The 19,129-nt window shown below is 63.2% G+C and carries 17 protein-coding genes and 1 pseudogene; 15 read left to right on the plus strand and 3 right to left on the minus strand.

Annotated elements, in window-relative coordinates; translation table 11 throughout:
* The 10 genes and pseudogenes from rpmF to purH form a co-directional block, all read left to right on the plus strand.
* On the plus strand, positions 1–96 hold a 96-nt coding region (gene rpmF / locus Q0R02_RS02245; protein ID WP_293880459.1), incomplete at its 5' end, for a 50S ribosomal protein L32.
* 59 nt (positions 97–155) lie between these two features.
* On the plus strand, positions 156–1,250 hold the full coding sequence (plsX, locus tag Q0R02_RS02250; RefSeq protein ID WP_293880461.1) for a phosphate acyltransferase PlsX: 1,095 nt from the start codon (positions 156–158) through the stop codon (positions 1,248–1,250).
* The gene (locus tag Q0R02_RS02255; RefSeq protein ID WP_293880433.1) at positions 1,247–2,227 is read left to right on the plus strand and encodes a beta-ketoacyl-ACP synthase III; all 981 of its coding nucleotides are present in this window, start codon (positions 1,247–1,249) and stop codon (positions 2,225–2,227) included. Before plsX ends, Q0R02_RS02255 begins: the two co-directional genes overlap by 4 nt.
* 91 nt (positions 2,228–2,318) lie before the next feature.
* Positions 2,319–2,618, plus strand: coding sequence for an integration host factor subunit alpha (locus Q0R02_RS02260; protein ID WP_293880435.1), 300 nt, complete (start codon positions 2,319–2,321; stop codon positions 2,616–2,618).
* Between the two features lie 56 nt (positions 2,619–2,674).
* The gene (locus tag Q0R02_RS02265) at positions 2,675–3,043 is read left to right on the plus strand and encodes a MerR family transcriptional regulator (RefSeq protein ID WP_293880437.1); all 369 of its coding nucleotides are present in this window, start codon (positions 2,675–2,677) and stop codon (positions 3,041–3,043) included.
* A gap of 45 nt (positions 3,044–3,088) precedes the next feature.
* Positions 3,089–3,943: a formyltetrahydrofolate deformylase gene (gene purU, locus Q0R02_RS02270; protein ID WP_293880439.1), complete on the plus strand. Its 855-nt coding sequence runs from the start codon at positions 3,089–3,091 to the stop codon at positions 3,941–3,943.
* A gap of 205 nt (positions 3,944–4,148) precedes the next feature.
* Positions 4,149–4,430, plus strand: a complete 282-nt coding sequence (locus Q0R02_RS02275; protein WP_293880441.1) for an XRE family transcriptional regulator — start codon at positions 4,149–4,151, stop codon at positions 4,428–4,430.
* 113 nt (positions 4,431–4,543) lie between these two features.
* A pseudogene (rpe, locus tag Q0R02_RS02280) lies at positions 4,544–5,197 on the plus strand (ribulose-phosphate 3-epimerase); the annotation flags it as partial.
* A gap of 164 nt (positions 5,198–5,361) precedes the next feature.
* Complete coding sequence (locus tag Q0R02_RS02285; protein WP_293880463.1) at positions 5,362–7,086, plus strand: heparinase II/III family protein; 1,725 nt, start codon at positions 5,362–5,364, stop codon at positions 7,084–7,086.
* 1 nt (position 7,087) lies between these two features.
* On the plus strand, positions 7,088–8,656 hold the full coding sequence (gene purH, locus Q0R02_RS02290) for a bifunctional phosphoribosylaminoimidazolecarboxamide formyltransferase/IMP cyclohydrolase (protein WP_293880443.1): 1,569 nt from the start codon (positions 7,088–7,090) through the stop codon (positions 8,654–8,656).
* Here the strand turns inward: purH and Q0R02_RS02295 are convergent.
* Positions 8,628–10,175: an oligosaccharide flippase family protein gene (locus Q0R02_RS02295; RefSeq protein ID WP_293880445.1), complete on the minus strand. Its 1,548-nt coding sequence runs from the start codon at positions 10,173–10,175 to the stop codon at positions 8,628–8,630. The genes purH and Q0R02_RS02295 overlap by 29 nt on opposite strands.
* 70 nt (positions 10,176–10,245) lie before the next feature.
* Complete coding sequence (gene polA / locus Q0R02_RS02300) at positions 10,246–13,005, minus strand: DNA polymerase I (protein WP_293880447.1); 2,760 nt, start codon at positions 13,003–13,005, stop codon at positions 10,246–10,248.
* Positions 13,006–13,111: 106 nt separating this feature from the next.
* Between polA and Q0R02_RS02305 the strand changes: the two genes are divergently transcribed.
* From Q0R02_RS02305 to Q0R02_RS02325, 5 genes are all read left to right on the plus strand, one after another.
* Complete coding sequence (locus Q0R02_RS02305; protein ID WP_293880449.1) at positions 13,112–14,761, plus strand: NAD+ synthase; 1,650 nt, start codon at positions 13,112–13,114, stop codon at positions 14,759–14,761.
* Positions 14,758–16,065, plus strand: coding sequence for a glutamate--tRNA ligase (locus Q0R02_RS02310; RefSeq protein ID WP_293880451.1), 1,308 nt, complete (start codon positions 14,758–14,760; stop codon positions 16,063–16,065). Before Q0R02_RS02305 ends, Q0R02_RS02310 begins: the two co-directional genes overlap by 4 nt.
* Before the next feature lie 108 nt (positions 16,066–16,173).
* Entirely contained in the window at positions 16,174–16,533 is a 360-nt protein-coding gene (locus Q0R02_RS02315; RefSeq protein WP_293880453.1) for a hypothetical protein, read from the plus strand.
* A gap of 11 nt (positions 16,534–16,544) precedes the next feature.
* Complete coding sequence (gene ribD, locus Q0R02_RS02320) at positions 16,545–17,489, plus strand: bifunctional diaminohydroxyphosphoribosylaminopyrimidine deaminase/5-amino-6-(5-phosphoribosylamino)uracil reductase RibD (protein WP_293880465.1); 945 nt, start codon at positions 16,545–16,547, stop codon at positions 17,487–17,489.
* A 2-nt stretch (positions 17,490–17,491) separates the two neighbouring features.
* Positions 17,492–18,109: a riboflavin synthase gene (locus Q0R02_RS02325; RefSeq protein WP_293880455.1), complete on the plus strand. Its 618-nt coding sequence runs from the start codon at positions 17,492–17,494 to the stop codon at positions 18,107–18,109.
* Position 18,110: 1 nt separating this feature from the next.
* Here the strand turns inward: Q0R02_RS02325 and galU are convergent, their stop codons facing one another.
* Positions 18,111–18,977: a UTP--glucose-1-phosphate uridylyltransferase GalU gene (galU, locus tag Q0R02_RS02330; protein ID WP_293880457.1), complete on the minus strand. Its 867-nt coding sequence runs from the start codon at positions 18,975–18,977 to the stop codon at positions 18,111–18,113.
* Positions 18,978–19,129 lie beyond the last annotated feature (152 nt).

The raw sequence follows: 19,129 nt of genomic DNA on the forward strand, positions 1-19,129 counted from the left end.
GAATGCCCAAATTGTGGCGAGTTGAAGCGCCCGCACAATCTTTGCGATTCGTGTGGTCATTATAATGGCCGCGAAATTCTTTCGGTCGCTGGCTGAACCACGAAATTCCTAGCGGGGGCTCCGTTTTGACCGAAGGCCCACGGCCTGCCGAGGATTTGGTGGTTCCCAGATTGGCCATCGATGCGATGGGCGGCGACGAAGGGCTGGCAATCATGCTGGCGGGTGCGGCGCTCGCACAACGCCGCTGGCCCGGCCTGACCTTCCTGCTGGTCGGCGACCAAGCTGAGATACGTGCCGGTCTTGTCAAACATCCCGGCCTCGCCGCCGTGAGCGAGATTGCCCATGCGCCCGACGTCATCGGTGGCAGCGACAAGCCTGCACAGGCGCTCCGTCGCGCAAAAACGACATCGATGGGGATCGCAGTCGACGCCGTGAAGACCGGCAAGGCCGGTGCTGCGGTATCGGCGGGCAATACCGGCGCGCTGATGGCGATGGCCAAGCTGTCGCTGCGCACGATGCCCGGCATCGACCGTCCCGCGCTCGCAGCGTTGCTGCCCAGCCTCGGCGCCAATGATCATGTCATGCTCGACCTCGGAGCCAATACCGGCTGCGATACCCGCAATCTTGTCGAATTCGCCGTCATGGGCGCGGCCTATGCCCGGATCGCCATGGGCCTGGAACGCCCACGCGTGCGCCTGCTCAACATCGGCACCGAAGACTTGAAGGGCACCGATGCCGTGCGCGAGGCTGCCGGATTGCTGCGCCAGGCGACCGATTTGCAAATGGCATTCGAAGGCTTTGTCGAGGGCGACAAGATTTCGACGGGCGACACCGACGTCGTCGTCACCGATGGCTTTTCGGGCAACATAGCGCTGAAGACGATCGAGGGCACCGCGCGCTTCGTCACCGATTTGCTAAAGCGCAGTTTCCGCAGTTCGTTCCGCTCAAAGATGGGCTTCTTGATCTCGCGCCCGGCCACCGAATTGTTGCGCCACCACCTTGACCCCAACAATCACAATGGCGCGGTCTTTCTTGGCCTGAACGGTGTCGTCGTGAAAAGCCATGGCAGCGCGTCCGACAAAGGCGTGGCAAACGCGATCGGCGTTGCGGCAAAGCTGGTTGCAAATGACATCACCCGTCGGATCACCGACGATCTTGCGCACTTCTCCGCCTATCGCGCGCTGACGACGGCCAATGCCAGCGTCGCCGCCGCGCATTCTGGCACACCACGACAGGCGGTCGCTGAATGAAGCGTGCCGCCATTCTCGGCACCGGGTCGGCGCTGCCAGTCCGCTGTGTCACCAACGCCGAACTTGCCCTGACCGTTGACACGACCGATGCGTGGATCGTCGAACGCACGGGCATTAGAACGCGCTACATTGCTGGCGAGGGCGAAACCACCGCGACGCTGGCCGCCGACGCCGCCCGCCGTGCGCTTGACGCTGCCGGGATCGTGCCTGTCGACATCGACCTGATCGTGCTCGCCACCGCGACGCCCGACCAGACCTTTCCCGCGAGCGCAACCAAGGTCCAGGCCATGCTCGGCATCAACGATTGCGTCGCCTTCGACGTCGCCGCCGTCTGTTCGGGCTTTCTCTACGCGATGTCGGTCGCCGAAAGCATGATCCGCGCCGGGTCGGCCCGCACAGCGCTGGTCATCGGGTCGGAAACTTTCAGCCGCATTCTCGACTGGAAAGACCGTGGCACCTGCGTGCTGTTCGGCGATGGCGCGGGGGCGGTTGTGCTGGGCGCCGTCGATGGCCCGACCGACGGCGGACACGCTGACGCGCGCGGCGTACTGGCCACCAAGCTTCATGCCGATGGCCGTCACAACGATTTGCTTTATGTCGACGGAGGCCCCTCGACGACCGGCACCGTCGGCAAATTGCGGATGAAGGGGCGCGAGGTATTTCGTCACGCGGTCACCAACCTGGCCTCGGTCATGGGCGAAGTGCTTGCAATCGCCGGGCTGACCACCGACGACATCGACTGGCTCGTGCCGCACCAGGCCAATGCCCGCATCCTCGATGCGACGGCGCGCAAGCTGGGCCTGTCACCCGACAAGGTCGTCGTCACGGTGACCGACCATGCCAATACATCGGCCGCGTCGGTCCCACTCGCGCTCGACGTCGCAGTCCGCGACGGCCGCATCAAGGCAGGGGACATCGTCGTTCTGGAGGCGATGGGCGGCGGATTTACCTGGGGCGCGGCGGTCTTGCGCTGGTAATAAGCGCGGCCGATTAGTCACTTACGATTGACCTGCAAGGTCAGTCCGATAAGATACAATTTGAATTGGGCTATACCGATGGGACTGATAAATGCCTGACGCGGGAACATTAACCCGGGCGGATCTCGCCGAAGCACTGCACCGACATGTCGGCCTGAGCCGCGCCGATTCATCGCATATGGTCGAGGGTATCCTGCGGCACTTATGCGAAGCCTTGTCGAAGGGTGACAATGTGAAGGTTTCCGGTTTCGGCAGCTTCGTTCTCCGCGACAAGGGCGAACGCGTCGGTCGCAATCCCAAGACCGGTGTCGAAGTTCCCATCGCCCCGCGCCGCGTCTTGACCTTTCGCGCCAGTCAGATGATGCGTGATCGTATCGCCAAAAAAGCTTGAGGATTAAGGGATTAGGCCCAAGGTGGCCATAATGTTTCGCTGAGGATGGCTGAAGTTTGACTGACGGCAAGAGCGAGGGCGCATTTCGGACGATCGGCGAGCTATCGGGTGAACTGGGCGTGCCACAGCATATCCTGCGCTATTGGGAGACCCGTTTCCCCCAGCTTCGTCCCCTGACCCGCGCGGGCAACCGCCGCTATTATCGCCCGGAGGATGTCGCGCTGGCCCGCCGCATCCACCAGGCGCTGAACCATGACGGGTTCACGATCAGGGGCGTGCAGAAATTGCTGGCCGACGCGCCGGTCCCCATGGCACCGGCCGCCAGCCTGACCGGAGTGCGCGCGAAGTCACCCCCGGTTCCTGTCGACATTCTCCAGACGCTGACCAGTATCCGCGATCAGTTGCAGGCGGCACTGACGAATTAGGGCGCGGCTGCGCAGCACCGCAAACGACCATAAGGCGCACCATCCATGACCCGAACGCTCACGCTGCGTCTGTCCTGCGCCGACCGCCCCGGCCTGGTGGCAAAGGTCGCCGGTTTCCTGACGGAGCAGGGCGGGAACATCGTCGATGCCCAGCAATTCGACGACCGCCCGACGGCACGCTTTTTCATGCGCGTCGTGTTCGAGCTTGAGGGCGATGGCCAGGTCGACCCCTTGCGCACCGCATTCGCCCCGCTGGCGGTCGAGATTGGGGCGGAATGGACCTTGCGTGGCGCGGACGAACGCCAGCGCGTGCTCCTGATGGTCTCGCGCTTCGACCATTGTCTCGGAGATCTTCTGTATCGCTACCGGATCGGCGAGCTTGACATGGACGTGGTCGGGATCATCTCCAACCATCCCCAGCGTGCTTTGCACGTTTCGATGATCGGCGACATCCCGTTCCATTACCTGCCGGTGACAAAGGCGACCCGGCCTGCACAGGAGGCCGCGATCAAGCAAATCGCGACAGCAACCGGTGCCGAGCTGATCGTGCTGGCGCGCTATATGCAGATCCTGTCGAACGACATGGTCGACTTTATGGCCGGGCGCTGCATCAACATCCACCACAGCTTCCTGCCCGGTTTCAAGGGCGCAAAACCGTATCACCAGGCGCATGAGCGCGGCGTCAAGATGATCGGAGCCACCGCGCATTACGTGACCGCCGACCTGGACGAGGGGCCGATCATCGCGCAGGATGTCGAATCGATCAGCCATGCCGATACCCCCGACGACCTGATCCGCAAGGGGCGCGATATCGAACGGCGGGTGCTGGCGCAGGCGGTGGCCTATCACCTTCAGGACCGGGTGTTGCTCAACGGCGCGCGCACGGTGGTATTTCGGTGACTTACAACAATGATTGCATGGTGTATCCGCTTTGATACATGGACGTTGCGAAAAAAGTATCACTCCTTGGTGCACCGCGACACCCCTCCGTCGCGCAAGTGCGCGCCACCTCACCTCGCAGGAGAGGATTTTAGATGATCTCTCTTTCGCTGCAAATCCTCCCCCCCGGCGGGGGAGGTGGCGGCCCGCTTGGAAGGCATAACCGATGGAAGTACAAACATTCGACAGCGTGTTCGACGCTTCGGCAGACACTCCGGCAGAAGCTGCGAACATGAAGGCGCGTTCCGAATTGCGATCGGCGCTGACGGTGCGCGTCCGATCCTGGAGCCTCCCGCAAGAAGCGGCGGCAGGTCGGCTTGGCATCACCCGTCCACGTCTGAACGATTTGTTACAGGGCAAGCTGGCCAAATTCTCGCTAGATGCCCTGGTCAATCTCGCCACCGCGTCCGGGTTGGCCGTGCACATTCAGATTGCAGAAGCCGCGTGACAATTGCCGAGAAAACAGGCGCGCCGATTTAACAAAAGCCACCCCCTTTCCTTTCACCACACCTGCACCCAAATCCTTGCCCCTCCCGAACCACCCGGCTAAGGCAAAGGGCGATGACTTCGCCGATCCGTATCGCCCCTTCGATCCTGTCCGCCGACTTCGCCCGCCTGGGTGAGGAGGTCCGCGCGCTCGAGGCGGCGGGGGCGGACTGGATCCATGTCGACGTCATGGACGGGCATTTCGTCCCCAACATCACCATCGGCCCGGCCGTCGTAAAGGCATTGCGCCCGCACACGAAGCTGCCGTTCGACGTTCATCTGATGATCGCGCCGGTCGACGGTTTCCTCGATGCTTTTGCCGAAGCCGGGGCCGACATCATCACCGTCCATCCAGAGGCGGGGCCGCACGTCCACCGTACCGTCCAGCATATCAAGTCGTTGGGCAAGCTGGCGGGGGTTTCACTCAACCCCGGTACGCCTGCCAAAATGCTCGATTATCTGATCGACGATATCGACCTGGTCCTCATCATGAGTGTCAATCCAGGGTTCGGCGGCCAGAGCTTCATCGACAGCCAGCTTCGCAAGATCGAGGCGGTGCGCAAGATGATCGACAAGACCGGGCGCGACATCCGGCTGGAGGTCGATGGCGGCATCGACATGCAGACGGCGGTACGCGCGATTGCGGCGGGGGCCGATGTGCTGGTGGCGGGGACGGCGACGTTCCGGGGCGGGCCGACGGCCTATGCCACCAACATCGCCGGCCTGAAGAACGCGGGCCTGAAAAACAAAAACGAGGGCCTGAAAAATGAGGGCGTGCGGAGCGATGGCCAGCAGATTGCCGGCTTCCCAGACGCGTGACCCGGAAAGGCCCCAGCAAATCCGGGCCTCGAAACGCCCCTGACAATGACGCTGCCGTTGCGGCGGCCGACACGGTGGATGTCGAACCGACGAATGCGCAGATCGAAGTCGGCAAACGCCTGGTCCGCGTGGGCGGCGACAAGGGGCTGTCGCTGGGCGAACGCATATCCAATCATTTCCACCGGCTGACCTGGACGACGCCGCTCCACGCGCTGCGGCTGAAGGGGCGTTTTCCACTGAAGCTGCTCGCGGTGCCGACCGATCCGGTGCCGGGCAACCGCAACGCCGGGCAATGGCTGTTGTCGGGCACGATGCGCTGGCAGGGCGAAACTGTGGCGATCGACGACCTGGATATGTCGGGCGCAGGCTATTCCGCGGGGTTCAGCGACTATCTCCAGCGCTTCGAATGGCTGCGCGACCTGGCGGCGACGGGTGCCCGGGCGCAGGCGGCACCGGTCGCTGAACGGCTGATGCGCAAATGGCTGGCGGCGCACGGTGATCATGTCAGCGATGCGGCGTGGCGGATGGACCTGTGCGGCTGGCGGATCATGAACTGGGCGGCCCATGCCCCGCTGATCCTCTCATCGACCGACCTGATCTATCGGTCGGCGGTCCTCAACGCGCTCGCCCGCATGGCCCGGCATCTGGATCGCGGGGCCGACCGCGCGCCACAGGGCAATGCCCGGGTCGCCGCATGGATTGGCGTCGTGGCGGCAGGATTGCTGATTCCCGGCGGCGACCATCGCCTGTTGTTCGGAGAAGCCGGTCTGCAACGCGCGATAACCACGGGGTTCAGCGAGGACGGTGGCACGATTGCGCGCAGCCCGAATGATCAGATCGACGCCATCTTGCTACTGGCGATGCTGGCGCAGATCTATGATGCGCGTCGACGCGGGGCTCCCGATTTCGTCGAGACTATGAAGCTGCGCGCGGTCGCTGCCCTGCTCGGCATCACGATGGGCGACGGGGCGCTGTCAAGCTGGCAGGGCTCGGGACCGATCGCCGCCGAACGCATCGAACAGGTCGTGGCCGCCAGTGCGGTCCGCACCCGCCCGCTGCGGCAGGCGCGTGACTGGGGGTATCAGCGGCTAGCGGCGGGCGGCACCGTGATGGTGATGGACGCAGCGCCCCCGCCCGCCAGCCGATTTGGGGGCACGGGTTGTGCATCGACGCTGGCCTTCGAACTGTCCGACGGGGTTCAACGCCTGATCGTGAATTGCGGCGGCGCGGGCGGGGGCACGACGATTCCTGACGAACTGGCGCGCGGGTTGCGGACGACGGCGGCGCATTCGACGCTGACGCTCGGGGACAGCAATTCAACCGCGATCCTTGCCGATGGCAGGATGGGGCAGGGCGTCAACGCCATCGAGATCGACCGGCAGGAACTTGATGGGGGCAGTCGCATCGATGCCAGCCATGATGGCTATGCGCGGCGCTATGGCTTTATCCACAAGCGCACGCTGGCGCTGTCGGGCAACGGGCGCGAACTGCGTGGTGAGGATGCCCTGCTGCCGACGCCGCGCCGTCGTCGCCGGGTGTCGGGCGCAGCCTTTGCAATCCGCTTTCATTTGGCGCCGGGTGTTGAGGTGACGCCGACCGCCGATGGGCAGGCGGCGCTGCTGCGGATCGATCATGGGCCGTTGTGGCAGTTCCGCTGTCGGGGCGGCACCTTGAGTGTCGAGGAAAGCATTTGGGTCGATGCGGCCGGTCGACCGCGACCGACCGTGCAATTCGTCGTGGCGGGTGTTGCACCCCCCGGCGGGGCGAGCGTCGGCTGGTTATTGAAACGAGCAGGATAACATGACGAACATCACGATCAAGCGCGCGCTCCTGTCGGTGTCGGACAAGGCGGGGCTGATACCGCTCGGCCAGGCATTGACGCGACATGGCGTCGAACTGGTGTCGACCGGCGGGACCGCGCGCGCGCTCCGCGATGCCGGGCTGGCGGTGCGCGACATCGACGATCTGACGGGCTTTCCCGAGATGATGGACGGGCGGGTAAAGACGCTGCACCCGGTCGTCCACGGCGGCTTGCTGGCGGTGCGCGATAATGCCGAACACATGGCCGCGATGGCCGAACACGGCATCGGCGCGATCGATCTGGTCGTCGTTAACCTCTATCCCTTTGCCGCCACGGTGGCGAAGGGTGCTGGGCGCGACGAGATTATCGAGAACATCGACATCGGCGGCCCGTCGATGATCCGGTCGGCGGCGAAAAATCACGCGTTCGTCGCGATCGTCACCGATCCGGGCGATTATCGCGAGCTGATAACGGCGCTGGACGCTGAAAACGGTGCATTATCGCTCGAATTACGCCGGAAATACGCTGCAAAGGCTTATGCGGCGACCGCCAGTTATGACGCGATGATCGCCGGTTGGTTCGCAAGTGTCGACCAGAACGAGCCTTTCCCCGACACTTTGACGATTACGGCGACGCGCGCCGAAGTGCTCCGCTACGGCGAAAATCCGCATCAGCAGGCCGCGCTCTACACCACGTCGGGGGCTGCCCAGGCTGTGCAGGTCCAGGGTAAGTCACTCAGTTACAACAATTATGCCGACGCCGACGCAGCGCTCGACCTGATCAGCGAATTTCGCGACGGCCCGCCAACGGTGGTGATCGTCAAACACGCCAACCCCTGCGGCGTCGCCTCGGCCTCAACCTTGAAAAGCGCGTATTTACAAGCACTTGCCTGCGACACGGTGTCCGCTTTCGGTGGCATTGTCTGTGTAAACCAGATGCTCAACCAAGAGACGGCGGAGGCGATCACCGCGATCTTCACCGAAGTCGTCATCGCCCCCGACGCCGACGATGCTGCCCGCGCGGTGTTCGCCACCCGGAAAAACCTCCGCCTGCTCCTGACCGGCGACCTGCCCGATCCCGCCCGCTCCGCGATGACGTTGAAGACCATCGCTGGCGGTTACCTGTTGCAGTCGCGCGATGCCGGACGACTCGGCGAATTGAACGTGGTCACCAAACGGACACCGACCGAAGCCGAAATGGCCGACTGCCGCTTTGCCTGGACGGTCGCCAAGCACACCAAGTCGAACGCCATCGTCTATGCCAAGGACGGCAGCACCGCCGGAATCGGGGCGGGCCAGATGAACCGGCTGGAATCGGCGCGCATTGCCGCCTGGAAGGCACGCGACGCCGCCGACAAGGCTGGCTGGGCCACACCGCGAACGATCGGGTCGGCGGTCGCGTCCGACGCATTTTTCCCGTTCGCCGATGGCTTGCTGGCCGCGGTCGAGGCGGGCGCGACGGCGGTAATCCAGCCGGGCGGTTCGATCCGTGATGACGAGGTCATTGCCGCCGCCGATGCTGCCGGACTGGCGATGGTGTTTACAGGGATGCGACACTTTCGGCACTAACGCCGTCGCCAGCGCCCTTGCGCCGCAGCCGGAACAAGGCGCGGTCGTCGGGGCCGAAACCGAAATACCATAAGGTCACCAGATAGCTGCCCGCGATGGCCGGTATGCCGATCACCAGTTCGGCCCATTCAGGCAGGTATTCGGTCGCGGCCCAGCCAACCACCGATCCGACGATCGCTGCCCACAGCAGCGCGAACCGCCACCCGGTGACAGGGGCCTGCAACAGGCGAGATAAGAGCCGCGCCTTCAGGATCGACCCGAGTCCCAGCGCCAGCAGCAGCCCGAGCGCGGGCGCGGCCGCCTGGTAATAAAGCGGAAGCTGGCCACCGTTCGGAAACAGCCCCGGCAGCCTGATCTCGCGTGCGCCGAACAGCAGACCGAAACACAGCGCCGCCTCGATCCCGATTATAAGCAACGAGATCATCGCGTTACGCCCACGCGAAACATAGACGAGCGCCGATTCGGACACCGCCGCCGTTGCTGCCATGAACTCGGCCGCCAGCAGCAGCACCAGCGCCCCGGTCCCGGCCACGAAATTGGGGCCCACGACACCCATCACGGCTTCCCCCGGAATACCGATCATCAGCGCCGTCCCAAGCTGGGCACCGATGATCCAGAAGCCGACCTGGCTGACCTGTTCAGCCACCGCCCTAGTGTTTCCGGCGGTCAAATTCTGGCTGATGATGGGCGCTAAGATCGTGTCGAAACTGGTCTTCAATTTCTGCGGGATCGACGCGATTTGCTGCGCTACCCAGTAGACGCCGACGGCGGCGGGCGGCAGGAACAGCCCCAGCATCGCGACGTCGATGCGTCGTGACGCCCATTCGATGGCATCGGCGGCGGCAAGCGGGGTGTTTTGCCGGGCGATATGGTAGATCAGGTCGGGCCGGGGCCGCCACAATCTCGGCCAGCCATAGCTTTTGACCAGCGGCACGATTGACGCGACGAACGCCGCGATCATCGACAGGACATAGGAAATAATCAGGCCGTCGCGCGTCGTCAGGAAGGCCAGCGCAAAGGCGGCAATCCCCAGCGTCCACGGCTCCACGATCGAACGCGCCCGCACGGTGGCCCCGACGTCGAGCCGATAGGCCAGCGCCGACAGGGCAACGTCGGCGGCGGCTATCAGAATAATGACCAGCGGCAGCAGCCGGTCGAGGCCGTTCATCGGACTGTTGGGAAACATCAATTCGGGCACGGCAATCAGAAACCCGCCGATCACAAGCGAGGCCAGCACGCATACGATCAGTGCATCCCAGACCTCATGCGCGTGGTCGCGATCGCTTTCGGTCAGTTGCTTGGCGAGCCCGCGCCGAAGTCCCATCGTTGCCAGCTGCGCAGCAAATTCGACGACGATGATCGCATAGGCGAACCGGCCCAGCGCATCGAGTCCGTACATACGTCCGGCGATGAACAGGAACGGAAAACGGGCGGCCAGACGCAGCAGAAAACCGATGAAGTTGGTCCGACCACCGCGTGCCAGCGTGGCAAGATCGGCGTCGGACGCAGCGATGGTCAATGCAGTTCCCGTTCGTTCCGCCTCCCCGGCAGATACGGATAACTGTTGGCCATGGCTTCAAAGCTGTGCGTCAATGTGCCGTGCCCCAGCTTTTTCCCGTGCCGATCTCAACGCCCAGCGGCACCGAAAGTTCGACCAACGGTTTAGCGGCATTTGCCATGACGTCACGGATTACCGCGCTGGCCGCCTCGACGTCGTTCTCAGGCAATTCGAAGACCAGTTCGTCGTGGACCTGCAACAGCATCCGGACGCCCGGCAATCCCGCTTTTGTCAGCGCGGGCAGCATCCTGACCATCGCGCGCTTGATGATGTCTGCGCTCGTGCCCTGAATCGGAGCATTGATGGCCGCGCGCTCGCTGCCTTGGCGTTCGGCCTGGTTCGACGACTTGATCCGCGTGAAGTGCGTCTTGCGACCGAACAGCGTCGTCGTGAAGCCGCGTTCGCGCGTTGTCTCAAGCGTTTCGGCGATGTAGCGATTGATGCCCGGAAACCGTTCGAAATAGCGGTCGATCATCGCCTGTGCCTCGTCCGCCGTGATACCAAGCCGTCCGCCAAGACCCCAACGCGAAATACCATATAGTATCGAAAAATTGATCGTCTTTGCCCGCCCGCGCGTATCGCGATTGACCTCTCCGAACAATTCCATCGCGGTCAGACTGTGAATGTCGTCACCGTTGGCAAACGCGTTCTTCAAGGCAGGGACGTCGGCCATGTGCGCCGCCAGCCGCAATTCGATCTGGCTATAGTCGGCGCTGAGCAACACATGGCCGGGTTCGGCGATAAAGGCCTCGCGGATCCGGCGCCCGTTTTCGGTGCGGATCGGAATGTTCTGAAGGTTCGGGTCGTTCGACGACAACCGGCCGGTTTGCGCGCCGCTCAACGAATAGCTGGTGTGGACACGACCTGTCTCAGGGTTGACCTGTTGCTGCAACGCATCGGTGTAGGTCGACTTCAGCTTGGCGATCTGCCGCCAGTCGAGCACCTTTCGCGCGATCGGCACCCCTTGCGCCGCCAGTCGTTCCAGTTCGGTCGCGTCGGTGGAATGCGCGCCGGCTTTGCCCTTGCGACCGCCCTTCAGGTCCAGCTTTTCGAACAGGACTTCACCAAGCTGTTTTGGACTACCGACAGCAAACTTGTGCCCGGCCAGTTCGTGGATTTCGGTCTCGAGCGCCGCCATCTGATACGCAAATTCGGATGACAGCGCGCGCAATTGCCCTGCGTCGACCTTCACCCCCTCGCGCTCCATCGCCGCGATAACTGGCACGAGGGGGCGGTCGACACGTTCATAAACGACTGTAGCGGCCTCGCGGGACAAGCGGGGTTTCAGGCGCCTCCACAGGCGAAACGTGACGTCAGCATCTTCGGCGGCATAGCGGGTCGCGTCGCGCAACGGCACCTGGTCGAAGCATAGCTGGCCCTTGCCCTTGCCGCAGACCTCGGAAAAAGGGATAGCCTTGTGGCCCAGATGCTGGAGCGCAAGCTCGTCCATGCTGTGATTGAACTGGCGACCGGCATCGAGTGCAAAGCTGATCACCAGCGTGTCGTCGAACGGCATGACGTCGATGTCGTGCCGCTTCAGGATCGTCATGTCGTATTTAAGATTGTGAGCGATCTTCAGGACGCTCGGGTCGGCCAGCAAAGGGCGCAGCCGATCAAGCGCAACGGTCATCGGCATCTGCGCCGGCTTTTCCGAAAGCAGGTCGGAACCGCCATGGGCAAGCGGGACATAGCAAGCGAGGCCGGGCGCCACGCACAGGCTGAACCCGATCAGCTTGGCCTGTGTCGCATCCAGCCCGTCGGTCTCTGTATCGATCGCCACGATGCCGCTAAGCGTGGCCACCTCGATCCACTGGTCGAGTTTTTCGACGGTCGTGACGCATTCATAGGCGTCGAGGTCGAACGGCGTGTCGTCGACGGGGTCCGGCGCGGGCGCGGTGGTTGCAGCCGACGGGACGATGGCCGCCCCCGCATTCAGCTTGGTCAGCAGAGACCGAAAGCCGTGATGCTCCAGGAAGGCGCGGAGCGGCGCGTCGGGAATACCCTTCAGCAGCAAATTTTCGAGCGGTTCGGGCAGCGGGCGATCGCAGACCAGCCGGACCAGTTTACGCGACAGTCTGGCGTTGTCGGCATGGTCGATCAAATTGTCGCGCAGCTTGCCAAGCTTCATCGTCGAGGCTGCGGCCAGTACCGCCTCCAGCCCGCCGTGTTCGATGATCAGCTTTGAGGCGGTTTTTGGACCAACGCCGGGAACGCCGGGCACGTTGTCGACACTGTCGCCCATCAACGCGAGGACGTCGCCGAGCAATTCGGGACCGACGCCGAACTTTTCAACGACATAATCGGGTCCGATCCGCCGGTTGTTCATCGTGTCGAGCAGGTCGAGACCCGGTTCGATCAACTGCATCAGATCCTTGTCGGACGATACGATCGTGACCGCCCAGCCCGCCGCCAGCGCCGCCTTCGCATAGCAGGCGATGATATCGTCGGCCTCCAGTCCTTCGGTTTCGATACAGGGTATTGAAAATGCTCGCGTGGCGTCGCGAATCATCGGGAACTGCGGCACCAGATCTTCAGGCGGAGGAGGCCGATGAGCCTTGTACTTGTCGTACATATCGTTGCGAAACGTCTTAGACGACGCATCGAGGATGACCGCCATGTGTGTCGGCCCATCCTCACGATGAAGCTGTTCGGCCAGCTTCCAGAGCATCGTGGTATAGCCATAGACCGCGCCGACGGGCTCGCCCCGAATGTTCGTCAGCGGCGGGAGGCGGTGATAGGCGCGGAAGATATAGCCCGAGCCGTCGACAAGGTAGAGATGAGGGGTGGACATATCCGGTCACGGATAGCGGCTGCGGACGGTATGGCAAAGCCCCGGTTTACAGGGCAATGCGGGGGCCGGGGTTGCAGCCAAAGCGGCGCGGTCATAGGCAGTCGCGATGCAGCTGAAAATCGTGCTCGCCCAGATAACACAATCGGTCGGTGACCTGGGCACCAATGCGACCCGCATGCGCGACATCCGCGCGCAGTTTGCCGATGCCGACCTGATCGTTTTCCCCGAACTGCAACTTATCGGTTATCCGCCCGAAGACCTGGTGCTGAAACCCGCGCTGATCAACCGCGCGGCAACGGAGCTTGCGAATCTTGCGCTGGTTACCGCCGATGGCGGGCCGGCGCTGCTGGTGGGGTCGGTGATAAGGATCGATGGCGCGCTGTATAATGGCGTCGCGCTGCTCGACGATGGCAAGGTCGCCGCGGTGCGGACCAAACACGAACTGCCGAATTATGGCACGTTCGATGAAAAGCGCCTGTTTGCGGCAGGCCCCTTGCCCCAGCCCATCGATTTTCGGGGCGTCCGCATCGGTGTCCCGATCTGCGAGGACATCTGGTTTTCGCGCGTCACCGATCATCTAAAGGCGCAGGGAGCAGAATTGCTGATCGTGCCGAACGGCAGCCCCTATGAAATCGACAAGGACGATCTTCGCGTCGATGGCGTGGCGATGGCGCGCGTGCGTGAAACCGGCCTGCCGCTTGCCTATCTGAACCGGACCGGGGGGCAGGATGAACTGGTTTTCGATGGCGCCAGTTTTGTGCTGAACGGTGACGGATCGCTGGCGCACCAGTTTCCCGACTGGGACGAGGCGCTGGTCGAAACCGTGTGGACAAAGGGTGCCGGGGGCTGGACGTGTGTGCCGGGGTCCATCGCGACGCTCGATCCTTATCCCGCCGATGTGTACAGCGCGATGGTTGTCGGCTTGCGCGACTATGTGAATGCCAACCGGTTCCCAGGAGTCGTGCTGGGGCTTTCGGGTGGCATCGATTCAGCGCTGTCGGCAGCGGTCGCGGTCGATGCGCTCGGGGCCGACCGCGTCTGGTGTGTGATGCTGCCGTCGCGCTTCACCGCCGATATTTCGACCAGCGATGCCGCAGAATGTGCGCGGATGATGGATTGTCGGCTCGATACGATCCCGATTGCCGAAGCCATGACGGCATTCGATGGCATGTTGAGTGGCGTGTTCGAAGGACGCGCGCCCGATTTGGCCGAGGAAAACATCCAGTCGCGGATACGCGGGCTGACACTGATGGCGATCAGCAATAAATTCGGGCCGATGCTGCTGACAACGGGCAACAAGTCCGAAATGTCGGTGGGCTATGCGACGATCTATGGCGATATGGCTGGCGGATATTCGGTGTTGAAGGACGCCTACAAGACGACGGTGTTTGCGCTGTCACGCTGGCGCAACGCCAACCGACCGCGCTTTGGCCTTGGTCCGGACGGGCCGGTCATGCCCGATCGCGTTATCACGCGACCCCCGTCCGCCGAACTGCGCGACGACCAGAAGGATTCGGATTCGCTCCCCCCCTACGACATCCTCGACTCGATCCTGCACGGACTGGTAGAGCAGGAATTGTCGGTCAGTGACATCGTGGCAAAGGGGTTCGATCATGACGTCGTCGCGCGGATCGAGCGACTGCTGTACGTCGCGGAGTACAAGCGGCGTCAGTCACCCCCCGGCGTGAAGCTTGGCGCGCGCAACTTCGGGCGCGACCGGCGCTACCCGATCACCAATGCGTTTCGCACGATATGAACGTGGTCACCCGTTTTGCGCCTTCGCCCACGGGGCGGCTGCACGTCGGCAATATCCGGGCGGCGCTGCACAACTGGTTGTGGGCGCGCAAACATGGCGGGCGCTTCCTGCTGCGCATCGACGATACCGATGCGGCACGATCAACCGAAGCGTTCGTCGACGCGATCCGCGCCGATCTCGACTGGCTGACCCTGACCCGCGATGGCGAGGCGCGCCAGTCCGAACGCTTTGCCCTGTACGAGGCGCAGTTTGAACGGTTGCGCACGGCGGGGCGGGTCTATCCGGCGTATGAAACGCCGCAGGAGCTTGACTTGAAGCGCAAGGTGCAACTGGGTCGGGGTCTGCCGCCAGTTTATGATCGCGCCGCCCTGACGCAAGTCCCGCCAACCGACCGCGCGCCGCACTGGCGCTTCAAGCTCGACCACGACACGCCGATCGCGTGGCACGACATGGTGCGCGGTGAGCAGCGGTTCGACCCACATCTGCTCAGCGACCCGGTCGTGCGCCGCGCCGACGGGTCATGGCTGTACCTGCTGCCATCGGCGATCGACGATATCGACCTGGGCATCACCCATGTCGTTCGCGGCGAAGACCATGTTTCGAACACCGCAGCCCAGCTGCAAATGTTTGCCGCTATGGGAGCCGATAGCCCGGCGTTCGCCCATGAAGCCTTGCTGGTCGGCAGCGAAGGCAAGCTGTCGAAACGTCTTGGCGCGCTTGGCTGCGATGAACTTCGGGCTGACGGGATCGAACCTATCGCTCTACTGGCGCTGCTCGCCCGGCTCGGCACGAGCGATCCCGTCGAGCCGGTTATCGAACCCGCTCCACTGATCGAAGCCATCGATTTTACCCGGTTCGGACGCGCGCCCGCGCGGTTCGATAGCGCCGAACTTGCGGGGCTCAGCGCCAAGATTCTGCATCGTACCGAATTCGAGAGTGTCATGGACCGGTTGCCCGATGGCATGGATGCCGCGACCTGGCTGACAATCCGACCGAACCTGAAGACCGTCAGTGAAGCAAGTGATTGGTGGAAAGTCATAGAAGGACCAATCGCCGCAGCGCCCGATGTCGACGACCGCGACTTTCTGGACCGAGCTGCCGAAATTGCCGCCACGATCGACTGGTCCGACGACCCTTGGCAGACTCTGACTACAGCGTTGAAAGCGGCCACCGGCCGAACGGGCAAGACCTTGTTCCTCCCGCTCCGCCGGGCGTTGACCAACCTCGATCATGGCCCCGATATGGCGACGTTGCTTCCACTTATCGGGCGCGATCGCGCGCTGGCGCGCCTTAACCTAAGCTAATGTTGCGGCTCCTGCGGATACCACGCTGGACACGAGATATCTCAGCATGAACCGTCAGGGTGTTGAGAGGGGCTGGCGGTGGTCCCCATGTCAGCCTATCTTGGTACCATGGCTATCCTCCCGCGTCCCTCCTCCCCGCGCGTCGCATGGCGCGATGCCGTCTCATTCATGCGCCAGCGACGGCCGCATCAGATCGTTTTCATGGCGTTGGCGATTGCAATCCCGCTCCTGGTGATCGGCGGGTTCGTCAACGAATTCAACCGAACGCCCGCATGGAAAGAGCCCGAGGTCATGTATGTCCAGCAATGGACGGCCGAGCGCACGCGCGCAGAAGTCGCCGCCCAGCAAAAGCGTGATCTGCCCGGTGAACTGGCCGAAAGGAAAAGGATAGCCGATTTCCAGGCCGAACGCCGCGCGCAATTCAAGCGGGCGCGCGATGCGCTGCGCAATGTCGGCATCGGATCATAAACAACCGCATGATGGGAGCCGCGCTCGCGCTGGGTGAGCGGGGGCGTGGCCGGACTGCTCCCAATCCCAACGTCGGCTGCATCATTGTAAACGACGGACACGTCGTCGGACGCGGCTGGACACAGCCGGGGGGTCGTCCTCATGCCGAAGCCATGGCCCTCGCCCAGGCCGGAAGCGCGGCGCGCGGTGGCACGCTCTATGTCACGCTGGAACCCTGCGCCCACGCCAGCGATCGCGGCCCAGCCTGTGCCGACCTGATTGTGGGGAGCGGGATAGCGCGCGTCGTGGCAGCGCTGCGTGACCCCGATCCGCGCACCGATGGAACGGGGTTCGATCGGCTTCGCGCGGCGGGTGTCGTCGTCGAAATCGGCGTGGGCGCGGATGAGGCGCAGTTGGCTATGGCGGGTTTTCTGACACGCTGCCGTCATGGTCGTCCTTATGTCACGTTGAAACTGGCGCTTTCCCTCGATGGCTGCATTGCCCTGTCCGATGGCGCAAGCAAGTGGATCACGGGTCCGGCAGCGCGCGCGCACGGCCACCTGCAACGCGCGCGATCCGATGTCATCCTAGTTGGGCGTGGGACCCTGAACGCCGACCAGCCAACACTCGATGTCCGCCTGCCCGGACTGGAGGATCGTGGTCCGGCGCGGGCACTGCTGACGCATGGCGCGGCACCCGACCGATGGCTGGAGGTTCCCTCGCCCGAAGCGATTTCGACGCTGCCGGGGAACGATTTGCTGGTCGAAGGGGGCGCGGGCGCGGCCACCGCGTTTCTGAAGGCTGATCTGGTCGACCGGCTGATGATCTACCGTGCGCCGATCGTAATCGGGGGACGGACTGCCTTGCGCGAACTCGGGCTTGCCGACCTTGCGAACGCCCATCATTGCTGGCGTCCGTTCGATTCACGCATGCTTGGCAATGACCGGCTCGACATCTACGACAGGGCTCGGGAGTAATCATGTTTACAGGAATCATCACCGACCTCGGGACCGTTCGCAGCGTCGAGGCGCGGGGGGATGTTCGCCTGGTGATCGCGACGGCTTATGACCTGTCCTCTGTCGATCTGGGCGCATCGATCGCATGTTCGGGAGTGTGCCTGACGGTGGTAGCAAAGGATGCCGACAGCTTCACCGTCGATGTGTCCGCTGAAAGCGTCGGTCGCACGGCCCCGGCCATGTGGTGCCCGGGGGCGCGGCTGAACCTGGAACGGGCGTGCAAGGTCGGCGACGAACTGGGCGGCCACATTGTCACGGGTCACGTCGATGGGGTCGGCGCGATTGTCCAAGTCACCCTTGACGGCGATTCGCGACGGATCATGATATCGGTGCCCGCGGGCATCGCGCCGTTCGTGGCTGAAAAAGGGTCGATCACGATTGACGGCGTTTCGCTGACCGTCAACGGGGTCGCGGATCAGCCCGACGCAACCGCCAATTTCAACGTCAATATCATCCCCCATACCGCCGAAAAAACGACCCTCGGCGCGCTGCGAATCGGCGACACGGTTAATCTGGAGATCGACGTGCTTGCGCGGTATCTGGCCCGCATGCAGCAGGCAATGGCCCACCGCCGAGCCTGACTTAGCCGAGCCGGCGTGCCTTCAAAAAAGCGGCCACCGTCGGCCCGACATCATCCCGCGCGAGCGCCAGTGCGATGTTGGCCGTGATAAACCCGGCCTTGTCACCACAGTCGAAACGCTGGCCATCGAAAGCCCAGGCGTGAAAGGCCTGTTTGCCGATCATCTGTGCCATCGCATCGGTCAGCTGGATTTCGTTGCCCGCGCCCCGAGCCTGGGTTTCCAGCACGGCCATTACCTCAGGCTGCAGGATATAACGGCCCGGTATCATCAAATTGGAAGGCGCTGAACCTTGGACGGGTTTTTCGACCAGCCCGGTGACTTCCACCAACTGGCCATCAACACGTCCCGGCGTGATGATGCCGTATTTCGAGGTTTCCGGCGGGGGCACCTCATAGCCGCAGACCAGATTGCCGCCGACTTTCTCATAAGCAGCGACCATCTGCGCCATGCAGCCCGGCGCGCCGACCATCAATTCGTCGGGCAGGAATATGGCAAAGGGTTCGTCGCCGATAACATGGCGTGCGCACCAGACGGCGTGGCCGAGCCCGATCGGATCCTGCTGGCGCACGTAGATGACTTCGCCGGGCCTGAACCGGGTATCCTCGATAGCGTCGAGCGACTTGCCACGCGATGTCAGAAGGTTTTCGAGTTCAAATGAAATGTCGAAATGGTCCTCGATCGCGGACTTGCCGCGACCGGTGACAAAGATCATCTGCTCGATGCCCGCCTCGCGCGCCTCATCAACCGCATATTGGATCAACGGACGATCGACAACCGGCAACATCTCTTTCGGGATGGCCTTGGTCGCCGGCAGAAAGCGCGTTCCCAATCCACCGACCGGGAAAACAGCCTTACGTATCTTTTTCACGAATTAGCCCCCAAAAGTTATCAATCGGATTCTGGTTGCGGACCCTCGTGCTTCACGACCGGCTCGCCATCGCGCTTTTCGCGATTGGTATAAAGCAGGGCTGCCACCAGCGCCGCAGAGCCGATTCCCATGGCAGCACCCGCCGCCACCCA

This window comes from Sphingomonas sp. (genome assembly GCF_025353885.1).
In the GTDB taxonomy this organism is placed as follows: domain Bacteria; phylum Pseudomonadota; class Alphaproteobacteria; order Sphingomonadales; family Sphingomonadaceae; genus Sphingomonas_O.